This window comes from Nocardia grenadensis (assembly GCF_050942415.1).
GTDB lineage: Bacteria > Actinomycetota > Actinomycetes > Mycobacteriales > Mycobacteriaceae > Nocardia > Nocardia grenadensis.
Window position 1 is genome coordinate 1,202,651 of record NZ_CP192054.1, and the last position, 22,940, is coordinate 1,225,590.

A 22,940-nucleotide genomic window follows, 5' to 3' on the forward strand; every position below is an offset into this window, starting at 1 on the left:
ACATCATGACCTCCCTACCGTACTGCAGGCACCGGGCATACGACCTGGCCCTGGAGCCGCCGGACGACGGCGACCGCGGACAGTACGAGCGCGGTCGCGGCCAGCACCGGCTGTGCGGGTGCGAACCACGTGAGCGCACCGGAGTAGCCGAGGGCCAGCAGCGCGATCTTGTTGCAGACCGGGCAACCGACCGCGAACCAGGCCAGCACCGCGGCGAAACCGCCGAGCCGGGCACTGCGGCGGTCCGAACCGTCGCCGGATTCTGCCGATTCGCCAGGACGGGAAGTGACTGCGGTGTTCGGGCGAACATAGGTTGCGAACAAGATCCCGGTGAGAACGGATGCGACGATCCACACCGGGTAGTTCCACGGCTCCGGCGGTATCTCACGCCCGAAGACCGGGTTCGGAATCAAGACGGTGCCGAGGCCGACCAGCACAGCCACCACCACGGCTGCCGTGGCAGCGAGGCCCAGCTGCCGGGGACCCCACGCGTTCAACGCCTGCGCCGCGAGGCTCAGCGACGTTCTCCGGCGGCTCACCCGCTGTTCGATACGACTCACGGTTTTACTATGCCGGATAGTCGACTACCTTGCATAGTCGACTATCTGAGATAGTTGACGCGCCCACCGCCCCGACAACCCGCGTCGGTGCAGTGCCCTGGGCGGACGCGCGTCTCCCGGCCAGTAAGGAGCACGACGATTTCCTCGCAGGACACCCCCACCCGCTCGCTCCCATGGAAGGCCATTGCCTTCGGCGCGATAGTCGTCGCGCTCCTGTCCATTGGTGTCGCGATCAGCACGAACACCCAGAACGATCGATCTCACGCCGCGCCGTCGGCCGCCGAGGGGGGCAGCGGCCTGCCCGACCTGGCGCGCCGTGACGGCAACGACCCGTTCGCCATCGGCGCTGTCGACGCGCCGGTCGTCGTCATCGAGTACGCCGATTTCACCTGCCCGTACTGCAGCGCCTTCGCCGTCAACACCCTCCCGGCGCTGCTCGACGAGTATGTCGGGCCCGGGCACGTTCGTATCGAGTGGCGTGATACGCCCATCCTGACCGGCCACTCCGTAGAAACGGCGATCGCCGGCCGAGCGGCAGCGGAACTAGACCTGTTCTGGGAGTTCTCGCGAGAAATGTTCGCGCACACCTATTCCGGCTCCAAGGACTACCGGCGTGAAATCCTGGTCGAGATCGCGAGCAGGGTCGAAGGTCTCGATACCGCGGCGTTCACCGCCGCATTGGACGATCCGGAGCTGGCGGCAGCCGTGGACCGGGAGGGCAACGAGTCCCGGACACTCGGCGTGACCGGGACCCCCACCTTCATCGTGGGCGACCGAGTGCTGCAAGGCGCACAGCCCATCGATGCGTTCCGTCGGGTCATCGACGCGCAGCTCGAGGAGATCGGCTGATGGATATCGGCTACCTCGGCGCCTTACTCGGCGGCATACTCAGCCTTCTGTCTCCGTGTTCGGTCATGTTGCTTCCCGCATTCTTCGCCTACGCGTTCTCCGACCCTGCCACTCTCGTTGCCCGTACCGGCGTGTTCTACCTCGGACTGGTCACGACGCTCGTGCCGCTGGGCGTCTTCGCCGGCACTGTCGGGGCATTTCTCAACCAGAACCGCGGCTTGCTGCTCACTGTCGTCGCCGGCGTGGTGATCCTGTTCGGTGTCGTCCAGCTGGCGGGGATCCCGATTCCGGGTTTGTCTCGCACTTCCCAGCCGGGTGAGGCCGGCCGCGCCTGGACCGTCTACGTTCTCGGCACGGCATACGGAGTTGCGGGCGTCTGCACGGGCCCGATTCTCGGGTCCGTACTGATGATCGCCGCGGTCGGAGCGAACCCGGCCTACGGCGCCATCCTGCTCGCGGTCTACGCGGCCGGAATGGCCTTACCGCTACTGATCCTCGCCCTCGCATGGAAACGGTGGTCGGCCGGGATTCGCGCCGCCCTCGCACCACGGGAATTCACCATCGGGCGTTGGACGAACAGTTGGCATGCGATCATCTCCGGCGTGCTGTCCGGTGCCCTCGGCATCTTGCTCCTGTTCCTGGCACGCGACCCGGAAGTCGGCGGGATCCTCTCCATCGCAGACCAATACCGGATCGAAACAGGCGTGGCCGAACTCGGCGGGCAGGTGTCCAACATCCTTGTGCTGATCCTGTGCGTCGGGATCGGAGCAGTGGTGTGGTGGCTCCGGCGTCGCGCAAACCGCGCAGAGAGCCCACCCTGTTGACAGGGCGCTGACCAAAACGATCGCCCAAGCCACGAACGGTACGACACACAGAATAAGGAGTGTCGGTTACTTTTCTTTCGGGACCAGGATCTCCCCGCTCACTACCGCTGCGCGGGCGCAGACGATAGCTTGCGACCATCCGGGCTGCTTTCTGTGGCCGAGCCGGCTTTCCGGCGCGCATCCTTGCAATCAGCGCCGTCAGCTTCGGCCGGGCGTTTGCCGCTCCGGAGCGGATCCGCGGCTCGGTGATCGCCACCCTTCATGTCAGAAGTTCACCAAGCCCGGTTCGCTCGGCCGGCCGCATCACCGGCACCAACCCGGCCGGCGATACAAGACTCTGATCATCGAACGCCGCTGGCTCCGCGGCGAATCTATGCAAAACTCGCACCCGAAGTGCCCTTCTGAACCGGACCGATCACTGCCTGGACAACAGCGATCTTCTCAGTTCAAAGGGCGTCTCTATTCACTTCACCCAACCCGGCAGTAACTGATCGTGGATCGAGGCCGAGTGAGCAGCAGCCGGGCCGCGGCCAAGGTATCGGCTGGGGAGTTGTGGCCTGGCGGGTTGATGCCATCGGGTCACTGCCTACGAGTTCGATACGAGCGCCGATCAGGTTGTCCGGTGCCGCGGAGGATTCAGGAGTAGACGCCCGCTACCGCGGCGGCCGATCAGCCATACGGCACGCAAACCCAGCAGATTTGCTGGGTATTTGTGCGCGAGGGGGGACTTGAACCCCCACGTCCGTGGACACCAGAACCTAAATCTGGCGCGTCTGCCAATTTCGCCACTCGCGCTTGATGGTACGACCGTCCAAACTCTACCGGTCCGTCGGCGGATCGCGAAGACGCGGGCCGGTGTTTTGTACTCGCCGGTAACCCCACCTGGGATTATAACGATTCGATAACCGGCAATATGAGGAGTACTCACGTTTCGCGCCGGTAAGGACCGGTCCTCACCAGCGGGTTCAAACATGAGGGAGGTTCATGTTTCCGCCCATTCTGGTACATCGGTGCACGAATACTCATCGGTAGGCGACGCACGGGCAGGCAAACGTGAGGATTCCCTCATGATTTTGTGCCATTCTCGCTGAGAGCAGGCCGACGGGTGTGGACCACCCGTGCGTGGACTGGGAGCCGGGGAAGTCTCCGAAGACATGTCGCCACGAGAGAAAGTCGAAACGTCTTGACGATCAACGAGAGCACTGCGTCCGGGGCCGGACACCGGGTGGACGCCGCCGCAGGCAGGACCGTGACCGAGACGAATCGCACGCCGCTGCTGGACCGGTTGCGGGAAGGAACCCCGTACGCGCTCGCCTTCGGTGGGCAGGGCGCCAGCTGGCTGGGCGAACTGGCCGAGATCGGCCGTGACGCCGCCCTGGAACCCGAACTCACTGCTCTGGTCAACGAGGCGGCCGCGCTGCTGGGTCCCGTCGCGGACCAGCTGCTGGTGGTGCGCCCGGTGGGATTCGATCCCGTCGCCTGGATGCTGGAGGACGACCTCGCCGACGAGGACACCGACACCTCGGACGCGCCGCCGGAGCGGGTGCTGCGTTCGGCCGCGGTATCGATGCCGGGTGTACTGCTGACCCAGCTCGCCGCGCTGCGGGCACTGCGGCTGCAGGGACTGGACCCGGTCGAGATCGCGCCGGTCGCGGTGATCGGTCACTCGCAGGGGCTGCTGGCGGCCGCCGCGGTGCGGGCCGCCGGGGAGCGGGACGCGGAGATCCTCGCCATCGCCCAGTTGGTCGGCGCGGCGGCCGGACTGGTCGCGCGGCGGCGCGGTCTGATGCCGGTGGGTGAGCGGTCCTCGATGGTCGCGGTCTCCAATGTCGACCCCGACGAACTGCGGGCCGTGCTCGCCGAGGTCTCGGTGGGTGTGGACCCGATGGCCGCCGCGGTGCTGTCGATCCGCAACGGCCGGCGCCGGGTGGTGCTCTCCGGTACCCCCGATCAGCTGCGCCGGGTGCAGCAGCGCTGCGAGCAACTGCACGCCGAACAGGACCGTGAACGGTCGGCCAAACAGCGCGGCGGCGCGGTGTTCGCGCCGGTCTTCGAGGACCTCGACGTCGATGTCGCGTTCCACCATCCGGCCCTCGGCGACACCGTCGAACTGGTCGCAGGGTGGGCCGGGCAGTGCGGGCTCGATACCGAACTCGCCGGCGAACTGGCCCGCGACATCCTCGTCGAGCCGGTCGACTGGGTCGGGACCGTGGACGAAGTGGTCGGCACCGGCGCCGAATGGATTCTGGACCTCGGCCCCGGCGATCTGCTCTCTCGCGTCAGCGGTGGTTCGCTCAAGGGCAGCGGTGTCGGCATGATCGCCGCGGCCACCCGAGCCGGCCAGCGCAACCTGCTGACCCCGGGCGCCACGCCCGAGGTCGCGCAGCCCTGGACCGCGTTCGCGCCGCGCCCGGTGCGCCTGCCGAACGGGCGCATCGTGGTGGAGACCGCGTTCACCAAGCTCACCGGACGTTCGCCCATCCTGCTGGCGGGGATGACCCCGACCACGGTGGACGCGAAGATCGTCGCGGCCGCGGCCAATGCCGGGCACTGGGCCGAACTGGCCGGCGGCGGCCAGGTGACCGAGCAGATCTTCGCCGACCGAGTCACGGAGCTGCAGGAACTGCTGCATCCGGGCCGGCAGGTGCAGTTCAACTCGCTGTTCCTGGATCCGTACCTGTGGAAACTGCAGCTGGGCGGCAAGCGGCTCGTTCAGCGGTCCCGCGCGGCGGGCGCTCCGTTCGACGGTGTGATCGTCACCGCCGGTATTCCGGAGCTCGAGGAAGCCGTCGCGCTCATCGAAGAACTGACCGAGGCCGGGATCAGCCACGTGGCCTTCAAACCGGGCACGGTCGCGCAGATCCGCGCGGTGCTCCGCATCGCCGACGCGGTGCCGGACTACCCGGTGATCATGCACATCGAGGGCGGTAAGGCCGGTGGGCACCACTCCTGGGAAGACCTGGACGATCTCCTGCTGGAGACCTACGCCGAACTGCGCACCCACGGAAATGTCGTGGTCTGCGTCGGCGGCGGAATCGGGACCCCGGAGCGAGCCACCGAATACCTGACCGGTGCCTGGTCGGCGCCGCACGGTTACCCGGCCATGCCGCTGGACGGTGTGCTGGTGGGGACCGCGGCGATGGCGACGCTGGAGGCCACCACCGCGCCCGAGGTGAAGCAGCTGCTGGTCGACACCCCCGGCACCCCGGACTGGGTGGGCGCGGGCACCGCGAGTGGCGGCATGGCCTCGGGCCGCAGCCAGCTGGGCGCCGATATCCACGAGATCGACAATGCCGCCTCACGTACCGGTCGCCTGCTCGACGAGGTGGCCGGGGACGCCGAGGCGGTGGCCGCCCGCCGCGCCGAGATCATCGACGCGCTCAACGCGACCGCCAAGCCCTATTTCGGCGATATCGCGGCCATGACCTACCTCGCCTGGCTCGAACGTTACGTGGACCTGGCGATCGGGCAGGAGCGCCGCCAGAACTTCGACTGCGGCACCGACCTCGGTGACGCGATCACCGCGGCGACCCGGTCGGTGTGGCTGGACATCAGCTGGCGCGACCGGTTCGGCGAGATGCTGCGCCGCGCCGAGGCCCGGCTCGCCCCGGCCGACCGTGGCGAGATCGATTCCCTGTTCCGTGACGAGGACCTGGAAGACCCCGCCGCCGCGCTCGCGACACTGCGCGAGCACTACCCGGCGGCGGCGCAGAGCCTGCTGCATCCGGCGGATGTGCCGTTCTTCATCACCCTGTGCAAGACGCCGGGCAAACCGGTCAACTTCGTCCCGGTGGTCGACCAGGACGTGCGGCGCTGGTGGCGCTCGGATTCGCTGTGGCAGGCCCATGATCCGCGCTACTCCGCCGATCAGGTCTGCGTGATCCCGGGCACCGTCGCCGTCGCCGGGATCACCCGGGTCGACGAGCCTGTGGGTGAACTGCTGGACCGGTTCGAGCAGGACACCGCCTACAAGTTGGTCCGCGACGGTCTGACCCCGGCCGCGGTCGACGCCCGCCGGGTCGCCGCGGTGACCAGCGGACCGATCGATGTGGTGCTGGCCGCGCCGGACGTGAACTGGTCGGGCCGGGCCACCGTGAACCCGGTGCACCGGCTCGGTGACCTGCACGAGTGGACCGTGGACGAGAAGGGTGCGGTGCACCCGCCGACCGGAGCCATCCTGGTCGAGACCGAGGGTCCCGAGGCCGAACACGGCTACGTGGAGCTGACCGTCCCCCTGTACGCCGGACATGAGGTGCGTATCCGCATCACGGTGCCGGTGACCGTGTACAACGGCGGCGCGCCGGTGGTGACCGAAGCCGATGCCGACGCGGCCATGTCCGCGCTGCTCGGGGTGGCCGCCGGCCAGGCCCTGCCGGAGGTGAAGGGCAGTGTCGCGCACCTGAATCTGGCCTGGTCGCCGGATCTGGTCGCCGATCACGCCGGTGTCACCGGCGCCGGGCTGCCGGCGGAGCTGAGCACGCTGGGCCGCACCGTGCCGGACGTGCTGGTGGGTGCCTGCTGGCCGGCGGTGTTCGGGGTACTGGGCGCGGCGCGGACCGCGGCCGATGCCAGCGTCATCGAGGGCATGCTGGATCTGGTGCACCTGGATCACCGGATCGAGCTGCTGCGCGAACTGCCCGGCGAGACCAGCATTCTCGTGGTGCGGGCCGAATCCGGGACGGTCGTCGACACCGATCTCGGCCGGGTGGTCGAGGTGGACGTCACCGTCGGCGAGATGCGGGACCAGGGCCTGGACGTGGTACCGCTGGCCCGCCTGACCGAACGTTTCGCCATCCGCGGACGCACCGGCGCGGGCGAACTGACCGATCCGCCCCGGGCCGCGGGCACCGTGGGCGCCGATGCCACCGAGACCCCGCGTCGCCGGCGCCGGGACGTCACCATGGTGGCGCCCCGGAGCATGGCCGCGTTCGCCGCGGTCTCCGGTGACCACAACCCCATCCACACCAGCGATGCCGCCGCGAAACTCGCCGGCCTGGGCAGCCCGATCGTGCACGGTATGTGGCTGTCGGCCGCGGCGCAGCACGCGGTATCGGCGGTGGACCCGCAGGCCTCGGTGCCGGCGCGGACGCTGACCGCGTGGACCACCCGGTTCCTGGGCATGGTCCGGCCGGGCGCCGATATCGATGTGCGGGTGGAACGGGTCGCGGTCGACGGCGGCGACGAGATCGTCGAGGTCTCCTGCCGCGCCGCCGGCGATCTGGTGATGACCGCGACCGGTCGTACCGCCGCGCCGAAAACCGTCTACGCGTTCCCGGGCCAGGGCATCCAGCGCAAGGGGATGGGCCTGGACGCGCGGTCGCGCTCCAAGGCCGCCAAGGCCATCTGGGACCGGGCGGACAAGCACACCCGGGAAGCGCTGGGCTTCTCGATCCTGGCCGTGGTGCGGGACAACCCGACCTATCTGAAGGCCCGCGGGGTCGAGCACCGGCACCCGGACGGTGTCCTGCACCTGACCCAGTTCACTCAGGTCGCCATGGCCACCCTCGGTGTCGCCCAGGTCGCGGAACTCCGCGAGGCCGGTGCGTTCGTGGAGGGCGCGCTGCTGGCCGGGCATTCGGTCGGTGAGTACAACGCCCTGGCCGCCGTGGCCGGTGTACTGCCGCTCGAGGCCGTCCTCGAGGTGGTGTTCCAGCGTGGTTCGGCCATGCACGAGCTGGTGCCGCGGGATGCGCAGGGCCGCAGCGACTACCGGATGGCCGCCATCCGGCCCTCACAGATCGGACTGCCCGACGACGAGGTCATCGGCTTCGTCTCCGGTGTCGGCGAGCAGGTCGGGGAATTCCTCGAAGTGGTGAACCTGAACCTGCGCGGTTCGCAGTACGCCATCGCGGGTACCGTCGCCGGTCTCGACGCCCTGGAGGCCGAGATCGAGCGTCGCCGGGCGGAATTCGGCGGGAAGCGCGCCTTCATCCTGGTCCCCGGTATCGATGTGCCGTTCCACTCCACGGTGCTGCGCAAGGGGGTGCCGGAGTTCCGGGGCAAGCTCGAGCAGCTGCTGCCCGAGGAACTGCAGCCGGAGGTGCTGGTCGGGCGCTATATCCCGAACCTGGTGCCGAAGCCGTTCTCGCTGGAGCGGGAGTTCGTCGCCGAGATCGCCGATCTGGTGCCCTCGGAACCGCTCGCCGCCGTCCTCGCCGATTTCGACTCCTGGGCGCAACGCCCGAGCGAACTGTGCCGCGTGGTGCTCATCGAACTGCTGGCCTGGCAGTTCGCCAGCCCGGTGCGCTGGATCGAGACCCAGGACCTGCTGTTCGGCGAGCTGGGTGTGGAGCGCTTCGTGGAGGTCGGCCTGGGCGCCACCCCGACCGTGGCGAACCTGGCGAGCCAGACCCTGAAGCTGCCCGATTTCGCCACCACCACGGTGGAGGTGCTCAATATCGAGCGCGAGGCGGCGGTGGTGTACTCCACCGATACCGACCCGGCTCCGGTGGACGAGCCCGTGGAGGAGACCGCCGAGGCGCCCGCTGCCGCGGCCGCTCCGGCCGCCGCGCCCGCCGCACCCGCGGCCGCGACCGGTGGTCCGCGGCCCGACGACATCGCCTTCACTGCCGCCGACGCCACCCGCGTGCTGATCGCGCTGTGGACCAAGCTCCGGATCGACCAGATCGGCCCGGTCGACACCATCGAGGGCCTCTGCGACGGGGTGTCCTCGCGCCGTAACCAGCTGCTGGTCGACCTCGGGTCGGAACTGTCGCTGGGCGCGATCGACGGTGCCGCCGATGCCGATATGGGCGCGCTGTCGGCGACCGTGGAACGTCTCGCCCGCACCTACAAGCCGTTTGGCTCGGTCCTCAGCGACGCGATCAACGACCATCTGCGCAAGGTGTTCGGACCGTCCGGCAAGCGGCCGGCCGCGATCGCCGAACGCGTGAAGAAAGTCTGGGAACTGGGGGAGGGCTGGGCCAGCCACATCACCGCCGAGGTTTCGCTCGGTACCCGCGAGGGCACCAGCGTGCGCGGCGGCGACCTGGGCGGTCTCGTCTCCGGTGCGCTCTCCGACGGCGCGTCCGTGGATGCCGCGATCGACGCCGCCGTCCAGGCGGTGGCGGCGCGGCGCGGTGTGGCGGTCTCGCTGCCCGCGGCCGGTGGGTCCGGCGGCGGCACCGTGGACGCGGCGGCCCTGGGCGAGTTCACCGAGCAGATCACCGGCAAGGACGGTGTGCTGGCCTCGGCGGCCCGTCTGGTCCTCGAACAGCTCGGCCTGAGCGAGCGGACCTCCGCGGCCGAGGCCACCGACGACGGACTCGTCGACCTGGTGTCGGCGGAACTGGGTTCGGACTGGCCGCGGCTGGTCGCCCCGGCGTTCGACGCCCGCAAGGCGGTGCTCATCGACGACCGGTGGGCCACCGCGCGTGAAGATCTGGCCCGGCTGTGGCTGGGCGAGGATTCCGTCACCGCGCAGCTGCCGGTCGCCGGGTTCACCGGTGCCGGTGAAGCGGTTGCCGCGCAGGCCGATTGGTGGCGGCAGCGGGCCGTGGGCGAGGCACGTTCGGTGCTGGCGGGTCACTACGAGCGGATCGCCGAGGCGGCGCGGAACACCACCGAAATCGGTGTGTGGTCCGACGAGGTCGCGGTGGTCACCGGTGCGAGCAAGGGCTCCATCGCCGCCGCGCTCGCCGGGCGCCTGCTCGGTGGCGGGGCGACCGTGGTGGTCACCACCTCGCGTCTGGACGACAACCGGCTCGGCTTCTACCGTGACCTCTACCGCGCCAACGCCCGCCACGGTGCGGCGCTGTGGGTGGTCCCGGCGAATATGGCCTCCTATACCGATATCGACGCCCTCATCGAGTGGGTCGGTACCGAGCAGGTCGACAATGCCGGTGGCGCCAAGATCAAGACCAAGGACGCGCTGACCCCCACCCTGCTGCTGCCGTTCGCGGCGCCGCGGGTCTCCGGCTACCTCTCCGACGCGGGTGCCCGCGCCGAAATGGAGATGCGGGTGCTGCTGTGGTCGGTCGAGCGGCTCATCGGTGGTCTGTCCACGCTGGGCGCCGACCATGATGTCGACGCGAAACTGCATGTGGTGCTGCCGGGTTCGCCCAACCGTGGCCTGTTCGGCGGTGACGGCGCCTACGGCGAGGCCAAGGCCGCGCTCGACGCCGTGGTCGCCAGGTGGCGGGCCGAGAAGACGTGGGCGGCCCGGGTCACCCTGGTGCACGCGCTGATCGGCTGGGTCCGGGGTACCGGGCTCATGGGTCACAACGACCCGATGGTGGACGCCGTCGAACAGGCCGGGGTGCAGACCTGGTCGACCGACGAGATCGCCGACGAACTGCTGAAGTGGGCGACCGAGCAGGCCCGTGCGGCCGCCGCGGCCGACCCGCAGCAGATCGACCTGACCGGCGGGCTGGCCGGTGCCGATCTGGACCTGGCGGCGCTCGCCAAGCAGGCGCAGGAAGCCGCGGACGCGGAGGAGGCCGACGAGGTACCCGCCTCGGACGCGCCGCGAGTCTCAGCGCTGCCCGCGCCGCCGGCACTGACCTCCGCGCTGCCCGTCCCCGAATGGGGCGCGGTAACCGCTGATCTCACGGATATGGTCGTCATCGTCGGGGCCGGTGAGCTCGGCCCCTACGGTTCGGCACGGACCCGGTTCGAGATGGAGGTCTCCGACGAGCTGTCGGCCGGCGGTGTGCTGGAGCTGGCCTGGACCACCGGCATGGTGGCCTGGGAGAACGATCCCAAACCGGGCTGGTACGACACCGAATCCGGTGACTACGTGCCGGAACACGAACTGGCCGAGCGGTATCACGACGCCGTGGTGCAGCGGTGCGGTATCCGCCGCTACGCCGACGACGGTGCCATGGTCGACAACAGCAGCCCGCTGATGACCTCGGTGTTCCTGGATCAGGACCTGTCGTTCACGGTCGGCGGCGAAGCCGAGGCGCGTGCCTTCTACGCGGCCGATCCCGAGCACACGGTCATCACCCCGGTCGCCGATTCCGGCGACTGGACCGTGACCCGTAAGGCCGGCACCGAGATCCGGGTGCCGCGCCGGGCGAACCTGTCGCGGACCGTGGGCGGCCAGATCCCGACCGGCTGGGATCCCACCGTCTGGGGTATCTCCGCGGATATGGCGTCCTCGATCGACCGGGTGGCGCTGTGGAACATCGCCTGCACCGTCGACGCGTTCGTCGGGTCCGGGTTCAGCCCGTCGGAACTGATGAGCTGGGTGCACCCGAGCCTGGTGGCCAACACCCAGGGCACCGGTATGGGCGGTATGTCGTCGATGCGGTCGCTCTATGTCGACAACCTGCTCGGCGAGCCGCGCCCCAACGACATTCTGCAGGAGGCGCTGCCCAATGTGGCCCTGGCGCATGTCGTGCAGTCCTACGTCGGCAGCTACGGCGCCATGGTGCATCCGGTCGCGGCCTGCGCCACCGCCGCGGTGTCGGTGGAGGAAGGTGTCGACAAGATCAAGCTCGGTAAGGCCGAGGTGGTCGTGGCCGGTGGCTTCGACGATCTGGGTATCGAGGGCATTGTCGGCTTCGGCGATATGTCGGCCACCGCGGATTCGGCGGCCATGAGCGCCAAGGGCATCAGCGACCGCTACTTCTCCCGGGCCAACGACCGGCGTCGCGGCGGGTTCGTGGAATCGCAGGGCGGCGGCACCGTGCTGCTGGCCGGCGGTGACGTGGCGCTGGAACTGGGCCTGCCGGTCCTCGGTGTCGTCGCCTACGCCCAGTCCTACGCCGACGGTGTGCACACCTCGATCCCGGCGCCCGGCCTGGGCGCCCTCGGTGCGGGCCGGGGCGGCCGGGAATCCCGGTTCGCCGCCGAACTGCGCAAACTCGGTGTGGGCCCGGACGATATCGCGGTGGTGTCCAAGCACGACACCTCCACCGCGGCCAACGATCCGAACGAGTCCGAACTGCACGAGCGGCTGGCGGCGGCCATCGGCCGGTCCGCCGGGGCGCCGTTGTTCGTGGTCTCGCAGAAGAGCCTCACCGGGCACGCCAAGGGTGGCGCGGCCGCGTTCCAGCTGATCGGCCTGTGCCAGGTGCTGGAAAACGGTGTGGTGCCGCCGAACCGGAGCCTGGACTGCGTCGACGACAAGATGGCGGAGTACCCGCATCTGGTCTGGGTGCGCGAAGCGCTGCGCTTCGGTGACCGGTTCCCGCTCAAGGCGGGCCTGGTGACCTCGCTCGGATTCGGGCATGTGTCCGGTCTGCTGGCGGTCGTCCATCCGGAGGCGTTCGTCCAGGCGATCGAACCGGCTCGGCGGGCGGAGTACCAGCGCCGGGCGCAGGAACGCCTGCTGGCGGGCCGGCAGCGGATCGTCGAGGCGATGTGCGGTGGGGCGGCGCTCTACGAGCGTCCGGCCGATCGGCGTCTCGGCGGCGACGGCACCCCGGCGGCGAAGATCCGCGGTCTCGAGGCCGAGGTGCTGCTGTCCGAGGACGCGCGTCTCGGTACCGGCGGGGTCTACCAGGTCGATGGAGCCGGTTGCGAGACCGGGCGATTCGTCGGTGGCGGTTCCGATGCCGGCGTCGCCGGTACTGCGTAGGCTGCGCCACTGTGACCATCCTCGGAATCGGCTTGGACCTGGTGACCATCTCCGAGTTCGCCGAACAGTTGGACCGTGCCGGAACGACCATGCTCAGGGAGAGTTTCACCGCCGGTGAGCGGCGCTACTGCCAGAGCAAGGCCACCGATCCGGCCCGTAGTTACGCGGCGCGGTGGGCGGCGAAGGAGGCGGTGCTCAAGGCCTGGGCCGCGTCGCGCTTCGCCCGCCGCCCGCAGATCGGGGACAACCCGTACCCGTTGATCGAGGTCGTCAATGACGCCTGGGGCCGGCCGAGCATCAAACTGCACGGCCTGGCCGCGGAATTCCTGCCGCGGGTGCGGGTGCACCTGTCGCTCACCCACGACGGTGACACGGCGGCCGCGATGGTGGTACTGGAGGACCCGGGTGAACTGGCCGACCTGATCGAAGGCCGGTCAACGGAGAACTGAACGTATCGGCAACGGCCCGGAGCACTGGCGACTGCACGCGATCGCCGCAACACTCTCGATGAGAGGTTGCGGCGATCGTGTCATTTTCAGAGGCTGCTCTCCACCCTCCGCAGCGGAACAGCAGCGGCATGCTAGGTTCGATGCCAATTTCGCGTCGGACAGGGGAGTTATGGGCGTCACACGCGTACAGGTCGCACCGGTGAAACCGCGGACTGCGAGTGCCTTACGCGACGCCGGACCGGGTGAGGAGTTCGCCGACGAGTTGACGGTCAGCGGTATCCGGTACACGGGGACCGATGCAGGTCTCGACGGCGGAGAAGCTGTCGCGGTGAGCGCGTCGGAATTCTCCGGCGCGAGGATCATCGGCACGCTCGCTCGGGCCACGTTCGACAACTGCATGTTCGCCTCGTGTGACCTGTCGAACCTGCGCACGGACGAGACGTCGTTCCTGGAATCGGAGATTACCCAGTCCAGATTGACGGGGCTTTCACTGAGCGACGGTGTACTGCGAGATGTGTCCGTAGAGGACACCCGCGCGGATTTGGCATCGTTTCGCGGCAGCAAATTGCAGAAGGTTGTGTTCACCGGCTGCAACCTGGCGGGCGCGGACTTCCAAAGGGTCAGGTTCCGCAGCGTCCGGTTCGAGGGATGCGACCTCACCGGCGCGCAGTTCTCGCAGGCGAATATCGAGCACAACACCACATTCGTGGACTGCCGACTGATCGACGTGCGCGGAGTGCGCGGACTGAAGGGTGCTCAGGTTCGCGGTGACGACCTGCTCGGGCTGGCGGGAAGCCTGGCCCGAGAGGTCGGCATCGACGTGAACTGGTGACTCAGGCCGCGACCGCGTAGGTAGAGAATCTGTCGCCAGAAATCGACTCCTCGACGTAATCCCAATCGAGGGTGAACGCGAACTCGGCGAGCTGGTGCACGAGCAGCTGCCCGTAAGGCGTGAACAGATCCCGCTTATTGTTCAAACCGTCGCAGCACTCCCGCAGCGAGCCCGTGAACTTATCGACCAACTCCGTCTCGCCACGCTGATGCTGCATCCACATCAGCGGCACCGCGACAACAGCCGAATGGAAGGCACGATCGAGGGGCCGGAGCTGACCGAACTTCACCGCAGACAGAACGCGATACCGGTCGGCGGAGAGTTCGGCCACAGGCTTCGTGTAGAGCCCGTGCACCATATCGCCGACGAACAAGTTCAGATGAGTTGCCTCATGGACAAGAGATTCGGCGAAGTCGTACACGCTCCATTCCGGCCCCGGGCTCAGGGCCACCAGGCCGGGCATGTGCGCAGCCGATCCGCCACCGGTGCTGTCGGAGGGCAGCAGGATGATATCGGTGACCAGGAGGTCGACGAGACGCCCGAGATCTGTGTTCAAGTCGCGGACATATTCGGCGGCTTGCGAGACACGGCCGGGCCACATGTCGCGCTCCTCTGCCGTCGATGGCCGCAGGCCCTTGAAAATCCCGTCGAAGACGTCGGCTTCGTTCAGGTAATCACCCCAACCGCTGTCCTCGTTGTGGATTGCCGAACCGTGCAGCGGCGCGTCGATCGGCCGGTGCCGACTGACGGCCTCCCGGTAGGACGAGGGCAGCACCGCGAGGTCGGGAGCTTCCCCGATCACCGCTCGTGTGTACCTGGCAACGTTCTCGTAGGCGTGGCCGACATTCAGGAAATGCATTGCGAAAGTCCAATCAGAAAGTGTGTGAAACGAAACGGGCGGGCGACGGAGTACCCGCCGCCCGCCCTCAGACTTCGGTCAGCGGACCTATCAGGTCCAGCCGCCCATCATCGCCGCGTTGTCGTCGCCGCGGAACCGGGCGATGCGCTCTCGCACGGCCGCATCGGCCGCTTCAGAGTCCTCCGCCGCCCGCTGCACGGCGTCGCCGACGATCGAATCGTTCTTGAGATTGCTCATGGCATTCCCTCCGCTTTCGGTTTCTTGATCCCTGGCCAGGGCTTGACGACGGGCTATATGCCCGCCAGCTCTTCTCGCGCAATACGAGAGTTGTTTGTGGCGGAAAGTTCTCGCTGCCACAGATCTATCCGCGTCGCCGCTCACGGGTGAGTGACACCGGCGTCGCCGCCCAATATCACGCCATCGGCGCCGATGATGTCGACGAGCTCGGCCAGCGCGCGCCACTCCCGGTCAGCCCATGCGTCTTTGGCGGTGAGGTGCGGCACAACCACCACCTCTGCGCGATGGTCGAGCGCATGCTCGACCGCGATCATCACGGCCAGCCGCGGCACTGCCGTATCAGCGACGGCGGTGTACACAACATCGAGGCGGTACTGCCGAGTCAGTTCCTCGATATCCTGACGGTCGGCGTCGGCATGGCGTAGTACGATTGCGCGCTTCGGTTCAGCGGACATGCCGCACCTCCTCGATCGGCGCGGACCGCAGGGTCTCGATCGTGGTGGCGAATTCGTGCCGCAGCCGCGCTATCCGCTCGTTGTCTCTGTGCAGCTTCCCGGCGATGCGTCGGAGCATCGTAAGGTTAGTCGGCATGTTGTACCTCGCTGTGCACCAGGGTTTTTGGTTCGACAGTCAACGGCGCACAGAACGCACGTAACCCCTTCACAACTTCTTCGACAGTGGCACGGTCGTAGCATTCGCTCTCGCGCCACAGCCGTAGGGTGGCGGACATGGCCCGGTTGGTCGGAGCCCTGACCGGCAGCGTCGGGATCTCTGTCATGCAATTCAGATTGCTGGTTGCGGACCGGGGAATAACAGCCCTGTAATGGGTAAAAGCGGGTAATTTCGGTTCAAACCGTCTGGGGTGCAAGGAGCGGGGCTATGGTGGGGATCGAGTGGACAGCGCAGGACATACGCGCCCTCCGTGAGTCTTTGCGGCTGAGTCCGACAGAGTTCGCCCGCGTAGTGGGCGTAACGAAGCGAACTATCCTCCTTTGGGAGCAGGGACGAACGAAAACGCTTCACGCTTCCAGCCGCCGACTGTTGGACGAGGTACTGACATAAGCCGAGTCCCGCGCTATCGAGCGGTTCGAAGACGCGACAGGTAGAGGCCAGCATCTGGATTCAGCTGAGCCGGAGGTTGAGGAAAATATGAGGCGGCGGGATCTTCTCGCGTACATCGGGGTCGGGGTGGCCGGCCAGATGGCGGATTCGCTGACGCACGAGCCTGGCCGGATGACCGCAGCACTCGATGTGACCTCGGTCAGTGAACGGCGACTCGACTACTTCGACACCCTGACATCAGACCTCGGGAGACGGGTTGTGCAGGTTCCGCCGCGGACACTCCTTGCGTCGGCAGCAGACAATTTCCGCGCTGTACGGACGTGTCTGTCGGAGCGGCAAGCCACATACAACCAGATACGGCTGGTGCGTGTGGCAGGCCGGCTGTCCAACGTGGTGGGCGAGATCCTGTTCAACGAGGGTTATTTCGACGAGGCACGTCACTGGTACATGACAGCGATACATGCCTTCCAAGACATCGGCGACCGCTACTCGGAGGACATCGCCCTGGCTGGGCTGTCCTATCTGCCGACCTACAGCGCCGACCCGATTGGGGCTCTGGCTGTGCTATCGCCTCGGCTGGATCAGAAGCCGACGTCAGGCGCTGCTGTGGCGTGGTTGTGGGGTATGGCTGCCCGAGCACATGCAGTGATGGGTGACGAGGACGAGTTCCGGCGGTGCATTGCCACTGCTGCGACAGCTCTCGATAGCGCGAGTCCTGACGAGATCGAGTTCGGGATCTTCTCTTTCCGGCCGGAGAAGTTGGCGTTTTACGAGGCGATCGGCCATTCCCGTTTTGGACGCTCCGATCAGACGTCCGTTGCAGCGCACCGAGCGCTGTCCATGTACGACCCTACGGAGACCACCGAACCTTGCCTGGTCCGCCTGGAATACGCGTCCGCCCTGCTCACTGCAGGTGAAGTGGACGAGGCATGCGCGGTCGCGACGCAAGCTGTCGCCAGCGACCGAACCTATCTGGCGACCAGCGTCACCGGTCGAGCGCGACGGTTCGACGCGGACCTACGGGGGGTGAACAGTCGGGCTGTTGCCGCGTGGCGGGAGCAGGCGCGGCCAGCGTTGGAAGCGGTGAAGGCGTAGTGAACGAACGGGAGCTACTGGAGGAGTATGTTGCCGGTGGAAAGCTCATGCAGCTCTCCACTGTCGACGAAGACAGTACGCCTCGCATGTGCAGCGTCTGGTATCTCGCTGGATTCCGCCCGGACAGGTTGTGGTTTCTATCGCGCAGGGACCGCGAACACTCCCGGAATATCCGCCGCAACGCCCATGTGGCCGGTGCCATCGTCGATATTCCGCTGCACGAACTCGGGCAGACCGCGCGCGGTGTGTCGTTTTCGGGGCGTGCGCAGGAGCTACCCGGCGCAGGGATCGATGACCGGATGCGGGCATTCGGGGTTCGCTGGCCGAATGCAGCTCCCGTCCTCGAGGCTATGCCGGATGGCGCGTCGCGCTTGTACGAGATCGCTGTTACTGAATGGGTGTTGTTCGACGAGGAGAACTACCGGGGCGACCCGCGCCGGGTTATTCTCGGACGATGATCGGGTGGCGGTAGCCTCGTCGGCCGTCGGCCCGCCCCTGGCTCCGGACGGAATCGCGACAACGCCGGCCCCGGCGGTGCGGATGCTACGGGTCGGGACTCGGCTCAGCGCTGGCTGGCGGTACGGGATTCTTTCTCCGCGACCAGGAGATAGGCGACCATGAGCCGTTTGAGCTCGGCGACCGCGTCGGCGTGGCTCTGCTCGTCCTGCACCGAGAAGTTCATCATCGAATAGACCACATGCACCAGCACCTCGGCCATCATGGTGCGCCGGGCCCGCGGTGTGCGCGGAGTGAGCGGGCGCAGCATCTGCGAGACGACCTCGGCGAATTCCTTCTCGTGGATGGCGCCGGTAGCCCGGGTGGACGGCGTGGACTGCATGGCCAGCCACACTTCGCGCCGGGACGGGTCGGTCATCCACAGGTTGGCCAGATGATCGACGAACTGGTTCATATGCCGCAGCCAGTCCAGTGACGGGATCTCGCCGTGGAAATCGGCGAGCTCCTGCGATACCGCCACCAGGTCCTGCCGGTTCAATTCGCAGACGATCACATACTTGTTGGCGAAGAACTGGTAGAGCGTGCCGATGGGCACTTCGGCGCGGGCCGCGACTTCTTCGCAGGTGAACGATTCGAAACCGACTTCCACCAGCAGTTCGCGCGAGGCCTGCAGCAGTGCGTCGAATTTCCGCTTGCTGCGTTCCTGGGTCGGACGCCGGCGTGGCATCAGCTCTTGCGGGTCGTCCTGGAGCTCCAGCGCAGGGTCCGGACGCCGTTTGGCCCTGGCCTCCGTCCGTACGTTCACCTGTCCCAGGCTAGCGGTAGCGGGAACGCCGTGGTGCGGAGTATGGAACTGTCACGGCGAGTCTGTCATGTCTCACACTCGCGATACCGCCGATCCGGGCCGGGCAACACTCGCTCCGGCGGCCCGGATCGGCGGGACGCGGATCAATTCCGGGTGCGCCCGCGGTACAGGACCAGGGCCGCGAGGTAGGACATCGCCGCGATGGCACCCCACCAGGCGAGTGCGAGTACCGCGCTGTTGCCGATGGGGGCGCCGACGAGGAGCCCGCGCAGGGTTTCGATGACCGGTGTGACCGGCTGGTGTTCGGCGAAGCCGCGCAGCCAGCCCGGCATGGTCTCCGGCGGCACGAACGCACTGCTGATGTAGGGGATGAACATCGCGAAGATGGTGAACCCGTTGGCGGCCTCCGGGCTACTGGCGATCAATCCGAAGCAGGCCGACATCCAGGACAGCGCCAGTACCACGAGGGCGAGGAGCCCGGCCGCGGCGAGCCAGCGCAGCGGGTCGGCGGTGGGCCGGAAACCGATGGTCAGTGCGACGCCGACCACGACCGTGGTGGCGGCCATATTGCGCAGCAGGCTCTCGGCGATGTGCCCGGTGAGGAACGCGGACCGGCTGACGGCCATGGTGGAGAACCGGTCCACGATGCCCTCGGTGATATCGACCGAGACACCGACCGCGGTGGTGGAGGCGCCGAAACTGGCGCACAGCAGGATGATTCCGGGGACCACGTAGTCGACGAAGGTGCTGTCGCCGACGTTCATGGCACCACCGAAGACGTAGACGAACATCAGCAGGATCATGATCGGCAACGCGAGCGTGCTGATGAGCGAGTCCGGGCTGCGTAGTGTATGGCGCATATTGCGGGCGGTCATGGTCACCGCGTCCTGCGCGGAGTGGGCGAGAGTGGTCACGAGCGTGGCTTTCTGTGCGGGACGGCGGCGGTCAGGAGGCAGCCGGAAGCGGGGCGGCGGGCCGGCTGGTGAGTGCGAAGAACACATCGTCGAGGTCGGGCGTGTGCACGCTGAGTTCTTCGACGGTGAGGTCGAGTTCGGTGAACCGGTCGAGTAGATGTTTGAGATGGGCGACCGAGCCGTCGGAGGGGATCTGCAGGGTCAGCTCGGCGGGGTCGATCTCGGGGTGGCCGGAGGTCCGGGCGGCGGCCGTCAGATCCGTGAGGTCGGCGAAGCGGAAGCGGATATGGCCGCCGGGGGTGAGCCGCTTGAGTTCGGCCGGGGTGCCGTCCGCGACGATGCGGCCCTCGTGCAGGACCGCGATCCGGTCGGCCAGCCGGTCGGCTTCCTCGAGGTACTGGGTGGTGAGGAAAACGGTGACGCCGTCGTCCACCAGTTCCCGGATCACCGTCCACAGTTCACGGCGGCTGCGCGGGTCGAGTCCGGTGGTGGGCTCGTCCAGGAAGACCACCTCCGGACGTCCCATCAGGCTCATGGCCAGGTCGAGGCGGCGGCCCATACCGCCGGAGTAGGTGTTCGCCGGACGGTTCGCGGCGTCGGTGAGGTCGAAGCGCTCGAGTAGTTCGGCCGTGCGCTGCCGGGTGGCGGATCTGCCCAGGTGCAGCAGGTGCCCGACCATGTGCAGGTTCTCGGCCCCGGTGAGCACCTTGTCGAGCGCGGCGTACTGGCCGGTGACTCCGATGGTCGCGCGGACGCGGTCGGGTTCACGGACCACATCGTGGCCGGCCACCCGGATCGTTCCGCTGTCCGGGGCGGTCAGGGTGGCGAGGATGCGCACCATGGTGGTTTTCCCGGCGCCGTTGGGGCCGAGCAGGGAGAACACCGATCCGGTCGCGATATCGAGGTCGATACCGGCGAGGACGTGATGGTCGCCGAAGGTCTTGGTGAGGCCGGCCAGGGAGATGGCGGGTGGTGCGGTCATGTATCGGCTCCGTCCCGAAACTGCGTGTTAAGTAAACTGTATATGACATAAATTCTGTGTGAACAGTACACAGTTCGGGGTGGAGCGCAAGACGTGTACTCCGGGTGGTGTAGTAGGTGCTCGAGTACGACGCCACCGGCCGGACCGGCCGGAGCCGGCGCGTGGGTGACGGTGCCCGCCGCCGCGGACCGCAACGGGAAGGAAGTCGATGGCGAGAGCCGGCGCAGGTGCGGACGGGCCCGGCCCGGAAACGGATCCACCAGGCGAGAAGAACACCGGTCCGTGGGCCGCGGGCCCGGACAGCCCGCCGCTGTCCAAGGCCGTAGAACTGATGTGGGGGCTCGCGCCGACCGGCACCCGAGGTCCGCGGCGCGGACTGAGCCTGGAACAGATCGTCGACACCGCCATCGAACTCGCTGACGAAGAAGGGTTCGAAGCCCTCTCGATGAACAAGGTCGCCGAGCGGCTGGGCTTCACGGCGATGTCGCTGTACCGCTATGTGGACAGCAAGGCGACACTGCTCGAGGTCGCATTGGACCGAGTGGTCGGCATGCCCCCGGAGATTCCGCCGGGTACGCCGTGGCGCGAGGCGCTGGAACTGTGGGCACGGGCGGAATACCAGGTCATCAGCCGGCATACCGGCTGGCTGAATGTGCGGATGAGCGCGCCGCCGCTGGGACCCAACAATATGGCCTGGCTGGAGGCGGGCCTGGCCGCGCTGGGCGGAACCCGGATACCCGAGGCACTGAAACTACAGCTGGTGATGAACCTGTCGCTGTACATCATCGGCCGGGCCCGACTGGCCGCGGAGATCAAGGCGGAAGAAGAAGGATCGGAGGGAGATTGGGGCATCATCGACCGGCTGGACCCCGGCCGGTTCCCCGCCCTCACCGCGGCCGTGCGGGCCCAGGCCTTCGAACAGGACGACCAGCAGTGGGCGACCCTGTTCTTCGATACCGGACTGGGGCTGCTGCTCGACGGCTACGAGCGGCTGATCGCCTCCTATGAATGACCACCCGGGCCGCACCGGGTGGCCACGGATCAGATCGAGAGATCGCGGCGCAGCTTGGCGACGTGCCCGGTCGCGCGGACGTTGTACTGCGCCACCTCGATCTTCCCCGCCTCGTCGACAAGGAAGGTCGAGCGGATGACGCCCGTCACCTTCTTTCCGTACATGGTCTTCTCGCCGAAGGCCCCCCATTCGGTGAGCACCGTGCGGTCGGGGTTGGACAGCAGCGGGAAGTTCAGCTTCTCGGCGTCCCGGAACTTGGCGAGCTTGGCCGGTTTGTCGGGGGAGATACCGATCACCTCGAGGCCGGCGGAGTTCAGTTCGCCGAGATTGTCCCGGAAATCACAGGCCTGTTTCGTGCATCCGGGGGTGCTCGCTGCGGGGTAGAAGTACACCACGACCTTGCGGCCGCGGTAGTCGGCGAGCGATACCTCGTTGCCGTCGGCATCGGGGAGGGTGAAATCGGGTGCCGGGTCGCCGGGGGAGAGTCGCTGGTTGTCGGTCACCCTCGCTACCGTAATCGACCCGCCGTGTTCCCGGCCGCGTACTCGTCGCGGCGGTCCGACCGGGAAGGGGCTGCCCCTGCGGTGTGCCGCCCGGCCCGGTCTCCGGGACCACGCATCGTGCGGATCGCGGGCGGGGATGAACAACCGGCGGGCGCGGCGGGCGCGGATACACTCGAGCGCGGGCCCGGCCCCGGCCGATCCGCGGACGACAGTGGCCCAGGGGTGGAACATCGCCGCCTACGAGCGCGGCAGACCAGTTACAGGAGGCGTGAAGGTGGCAAAGGATACCGAGCGGATCGAGCAGGAGATCGAGGCCGCGCGGGAGCGGTTGGCCAGCACTCTCGACGAGATCGCCGTGCGGGCCGATCCGCAGCGGATCGCGGAGGGGACCAAGCAGCTGGCGCTGGCGAAGGTGAACGAGCCGAAGGTGAAGTACACCCTGATCGGTATCGGCGCGCTGGTGGCCGGTGCGCTGCTGTTCAAGATCCTGCGCTGATCCGGGTATCGGCCCGGAATGCAGAACACCCGGTGACAGAAGCTCTGTCACCGGGTGTTCGTGCGCAGTACCCGCGGATCAGACGGTGGGGCAAGCGAACCCGTCGCCGTCCGGATCCAGGTGGGGAGCGAAACCGGGCTCACCGCGGAAGATCGGCGCCCGGCCCGCGGCGCGTGCTTCGTCACAGTTCTTGAAGGCACCGCCGGCCGAACCGGTCTGCGTCAGCTGAGCCGAACCTGTCGCGCCCAGCACGGCGTCGGCCGCGGAGGAACCGGTGCCTGCCAGGGAGGGCAGTCCGATCGGGCCGGCGGCGCTCGCGGCGGGAGCGGCCAGAAGAGTCAGCCCCGCGGCGGCGGCGCTGACATAGAGCTGGCGTACGTTCATGAATTCCTCTATGTCTGCTGGGGAGTGGATCTGCGTTCGACGAGAACGCGCGGCTTCCACTGTTGTGAGGGGCGGGTCGATTGTCAACTCGTATGG

General features: G+C 67.7%; 21 protein-coding genes, 1 tRNA gene and 1 pseudogene. 10 read left to right on the forward strand and 13 right to left on the reverse strand.

Features of this window, described 5'->3' with window-relative positions; translation table 11 throughout:
* Positions 1 to 14: 14 nt before the first annotated feature.
* Positions 15 to 560: a hypothetical protein gene (locus tag ACQPYS_RS05365; protein ID WP_433491850.1), complete on the reverse strand. Its 546-nt coding sequence runs from the start codon at positions 558 to 560 to the stop codon at positions 15 to 17.
* An 87-nt stretch (positions 561 to 647) separates the two neighbouring features.
* Between ACQPYS_RS05365 and ACQPYS_RS05370 the strand changes: the two genes are divergently transcribed.
* Together ACQPYS_RS05370 and ACQPYS_RS05375 are read left to right on the forward strand one after the other, a co-directional pair.
* Entirely contained in the window at positions 648 to 1,409 is a 762-nt protein-coding gene (locus ACQPYS_RS05370; RefSeq protein WP_433491851.1) for a DsbA family protein, read from the forward strand.
* Positions 1,409 to 2,233, forward strand: coding sequence for a cytochrome c biogenesis CcdA family protein (locus ACQPYS_RS05375; protein WP_433491852.1), 825 nt, complete (start codon positions 1,409 to 1,411; stop codon positions 2,231 to 2,233). Before ACQPYS_RS05370 ends, ACQPYS_RS05375 begins: the two co-directional genes overlap by 1 nt.
* 169 nt (positions 2,234 to 2,402) lie before the next feature.
* On the opposite strand, the pseudogene ACQPYS_RS05380 reads toward ACQPYS_RS05375, so the two are convergent.
* Together ACQPYS_RS05380 and ACQPYS_RS05385 are read right to left on the reverse strand one after the other, a co-directional pair.
* Positions 2,403 to 2,621, reverse strand: a pseudogene (locus tag ACQPYS_RS05380) (IS1380 family transposase); the annotation flags it as partial.
* Positions 2,622 to 2,946: 325 nt separating this feature from the next.
* Positions 2,947 to 3,028: transfer RNA gene (locus ACQPYS_RS05385), tRNA-Leu, on the reverse strand.
* Positions 3,029 to 3,416: 388 nt separating this feature from the next.
* Between ACQPYS_RS05385 and ACQPYS_RS05390 the strand changes: the two genes are divergently transcribed.
* The 3 genes from ACQPYS_RS05390 to ACQPYS_RS05400 all read left to right on the forward strand — a co-directional run bounded on the left by ACQPYS_RS05390 (position 3,417) and on the right by ACQPYS_RS05400 (position 14,039).
* Positions 3,417 to 12,758 carry a fatty acid synthase subunit beta domain-containing protein gene (locus ACQPYS_RS05390; RefSeq protein WP_433491853.1) on the forward strand — a complete coding sequence of 3,114 codons (9,342 nt, stop codon included), beginning with the start codon at positions 3,417 to 3,419 and terminating at the stop codon, positions 12,756 to 12,758.
* Between the two features lie 11 nt (positions 12,759 to 12,769).
* Positions 12,770 to 13,207 carry a holo-ACP synthase AcpS gene (gene acpS / locus ACQPYS_RS05395; RefSeq protein WP_433491854.1) on the forward strand — a complete coding sequence of 146 codons (438 nt, stop codon included), beginning with the start codon at positions 12,770 to 12,772 and terminating at the stop codon, positions 13,205 to 13,207.
* Between the two features lie 328 nt (positions 13,208 to 13,535).
* Entirely contained in the window at positions 13,536 to 14,039 is a 504-nt protein-coding gene (locus ACQPYS_RS05400; RefSeq protein ID WP_433491855.1) for a pentapeptide repeat-containing protein, read from the forward strand.
* Position 14,040: 1 nt separating this feature from the next.
* Here ACQPYS_RS05400 and ACQPYS_RS05405 read toward each other — a convergent pair whose 3' ends face one another.
* The 5 genes from ACQPYS_RS05405 to ACQPYS_RS05425 form a co-directional block, all read right to left on the reverse strand.
* Positions 14,041 to 14,814 (reverse strand): aKG-HExxH-type peptide beta-hydroxylase, encoded by a 774-nt coding sequence (locus ACQPYS_RS05405; protein ID WP_433491856.1) that lies wholly within the window; start codon positions 14,812 to 14,814, stop codon positions 14,041 to 14,043.
* 174 nt (positions 14,815 to 14,988) lie between these two features.
* Entirely contained in the window at positions 14,989 to 15,135 is a 147-nt protein-coding gene (locus tag ACQPYS_RS05410) for a hypothetical protein (protein WP_433491857.1), read from the reverse strand.
* Positions 15,136 to 15,275: 140 nt separating this feature from the next.
* Positions 15,276 to 15,590: a hypothetical protein gene (locus ACQPYS_RS05415; RefSeq protein ID WP_433491858.1), complete on the reverse strand. Its 315-nt coding sequence runs from the start codon at positions 15,588 to 15,590 to the stop codon at positions 15,276 to 15,278.
* Positions 15,580 to 15,708, reverse strand: coding sequence for a hypothetical protein (locus ACQPYS_RS05420; protein ID WP_433491859.1), 129 nt, complete (start codon positions 15,706 to 15,708; stop codon positions 15,580 to 15,582). The genes ACQPYS_RS05415 and ACQPYS_RS05420 overlap by 11 nt, the downstream gene beginning before the upstream one ends.
* 7 nt (positions 15,709 to 15,715) lie before the next feature.
* Positions 15,716 to 15,913 carry a hypothetical protein gene (locus tag ACQPYS_RS05425; protein WP_433491860.1) on the reverse strand — a complete coding sequence of 66 codons (198 nt, stop codon included), beginning with the start codon at positions 15,911 to 15,913 and terminating at the stop codon, positions 15,716 to 15,718.
* Positions 15,914 to 16,014: 101 nt separating this feature from the next.
* On the opposite strand from ACQPYS_RS05425, the gene ACQPYS_RS05430 reads away from it, so the two are divergent.
* The 3 genes from ACQPYS_RS05430 (at position 16,015) to ACQPYS_RS05440 (ending at position 17,750) form a co-directional block, all read left to right on the forward strand.
* Positions 16,015 to 16,197 carry a helix-turn-helix domain-containing protein gene (locus tag ACQPYS_RS05430; protein WP_433491861.1) on the forward strand — a complete coding sequence of 61 codons (183 nt, stop codon included), beginning with the start codon at positions 16,015 to 16,017 and terminating at the stop codon, positions 16,195 to 16,197.
* A gap of 171 nt (positions 16,198 to 16,368) precedes the next feature.
* Positions 16,369 to 17,292, forward strand: coding sequence for a hypothetical protein (locus ACQPYS_RS05435; RefSeq protein ID WP_433491862.1), 924 nt, complete (start codon positions 16,369 to 16,371; stop codon positions 17,290 to 17,292).
* Positions 17,292 to 17,750 (forward strand): pyridoxamine 5'-phosphate oxidase family protein, encoded by a 459-nt coding sequence (locus ACQPYS_RS05440; RefSeq protein ID WP_433491863.1) that lies wholly within the window; start codon positions 17,292 to 17,294, stop codon positions 17,748 to 17,750. Before ACQPYS_RS05435 ends, ACQPYS_RS05440 begins: the two co-directional genes overlap by 1 nt.
* 104 nt (positions 17,751 to 17,854) lie before the next feature.
* Here ACQPYS_RS05440 and ACQPYS_RS05445 read toward each other — a convergent pair whose 3' ends face one another.
* From ACQPYS_RS05445 to ACQPYS_RS05455, 3 genes are all read right to left on the reverse strand, one after another.
* The gene (locus ACQPYS_RS05445) at positions 17,855 to 18,475 is read right to left on the reverse strand and encodes a TetR/AcrR family transcriptional regulator (RefSeq protein WP_051715520.1); all 621 of its coding nucleotides are present in this window, start codon (positions 18,473 to 18,475) and stop codon (positions 17,855 to 17,857) included.
* 221 nt (positions 18,476 to 18,696) lie between these two features.
* The gene (locus ACQPYS_RS05450) at positions 18,697 to 19,428 is read right to left on the reverse strand and encodes an ABC transporter permease (RefSeq protein ID WP_433492973.1); all 732 of its coding nucleotides are present in this window, start codon (positions 19,426 to 19,428) and stop codon (positions 18,697 to 18,699) included.
* A 70-nt stretch (positions 19,429 to 19,498) separates the two neighbouring features.
* Positions 19,499 to 20,449 (reverse strand): ATP-binding cassette domain-containing protein, encoded by a 951-nt coding sequence (locus tag ACQPYS_RS05455; RefSeq protein WP_433491864.1) that lies wholly within the window; start codon positions 20,447 to 20,449, stop codon positions 19,499 to 19,501.
* A 208-nt stretch (positions 20,450 to 20,657) separates the two neighbouring features.
* Here ACQPYS_RS05455 and ACQPYS_RS05460 point away from each other — a divergent pair, with 208 nt between their 5' ends.
* Positions 20,658 to 21,461, forward strand: coding sequence for a TetR/AcrR family transcriptional regulator (locus ACQPYS_RS05460; RefSeq protein ID WP_431940528.1), 804 nt, complete (start codon positions 20,658 to 20,660; stop codon positions 21,459 to 21,461).
* A 29-nt stretch (positions 21,462 to 21,490) separates the two neighbouring features.
* Here ACQPYS_RS05460 and bcp read toward each other — a convergent pair whose 3' ends face one another.
* Complete coding sequence (gene bcp / locus ACQPYS_RS05465) at positions 21,491 to 21,964, reverse strand: thioredoxin-dependent thiol peroxidase (RefSeq protein WP_433491865.1); 474 nt, start codon at positions 21,962 to 21,964, stop codon at positions 21,491 to 21,493.
* A gap of 274 nt (positions 21,965 to 22,238) precedes the next feature.
* On the opposite strand from bcp, the gene ACQPYS_RS05470 reads away from it, so the two are divergent.
* The gene (locus tag ACQPYS_RS05470) at positions 22,239 to 22,460 is read left to right on the forward strand and encodes a DUF3618 domain-containing protein (protein WP_039823189.1); all 222 of its coding nucleotides are present in this window, start codon (positions 22,239 to 22,241) and stop codon (positions 22,458 to 22,460) included.
* 78 nt (positions 22,461 to 22,538) lie between these two features.
* Here the strand turns inward: ACQPYS_RS05470 and ACQPYS_RS05475 are convergent, their stop codons facing one another.
* Entirely contained in the window at positions 22,539 to 22,844 is a 306-nt protein-coding gene (locus ACQPYS_RS05475) for an excalibur calcium-binding domain-containing protein (RefSeq protein WP_039823171.1), read from the reverse strand.
* Positions 22,845 to 22,940 lie beyond the last annotated feature (96 nt).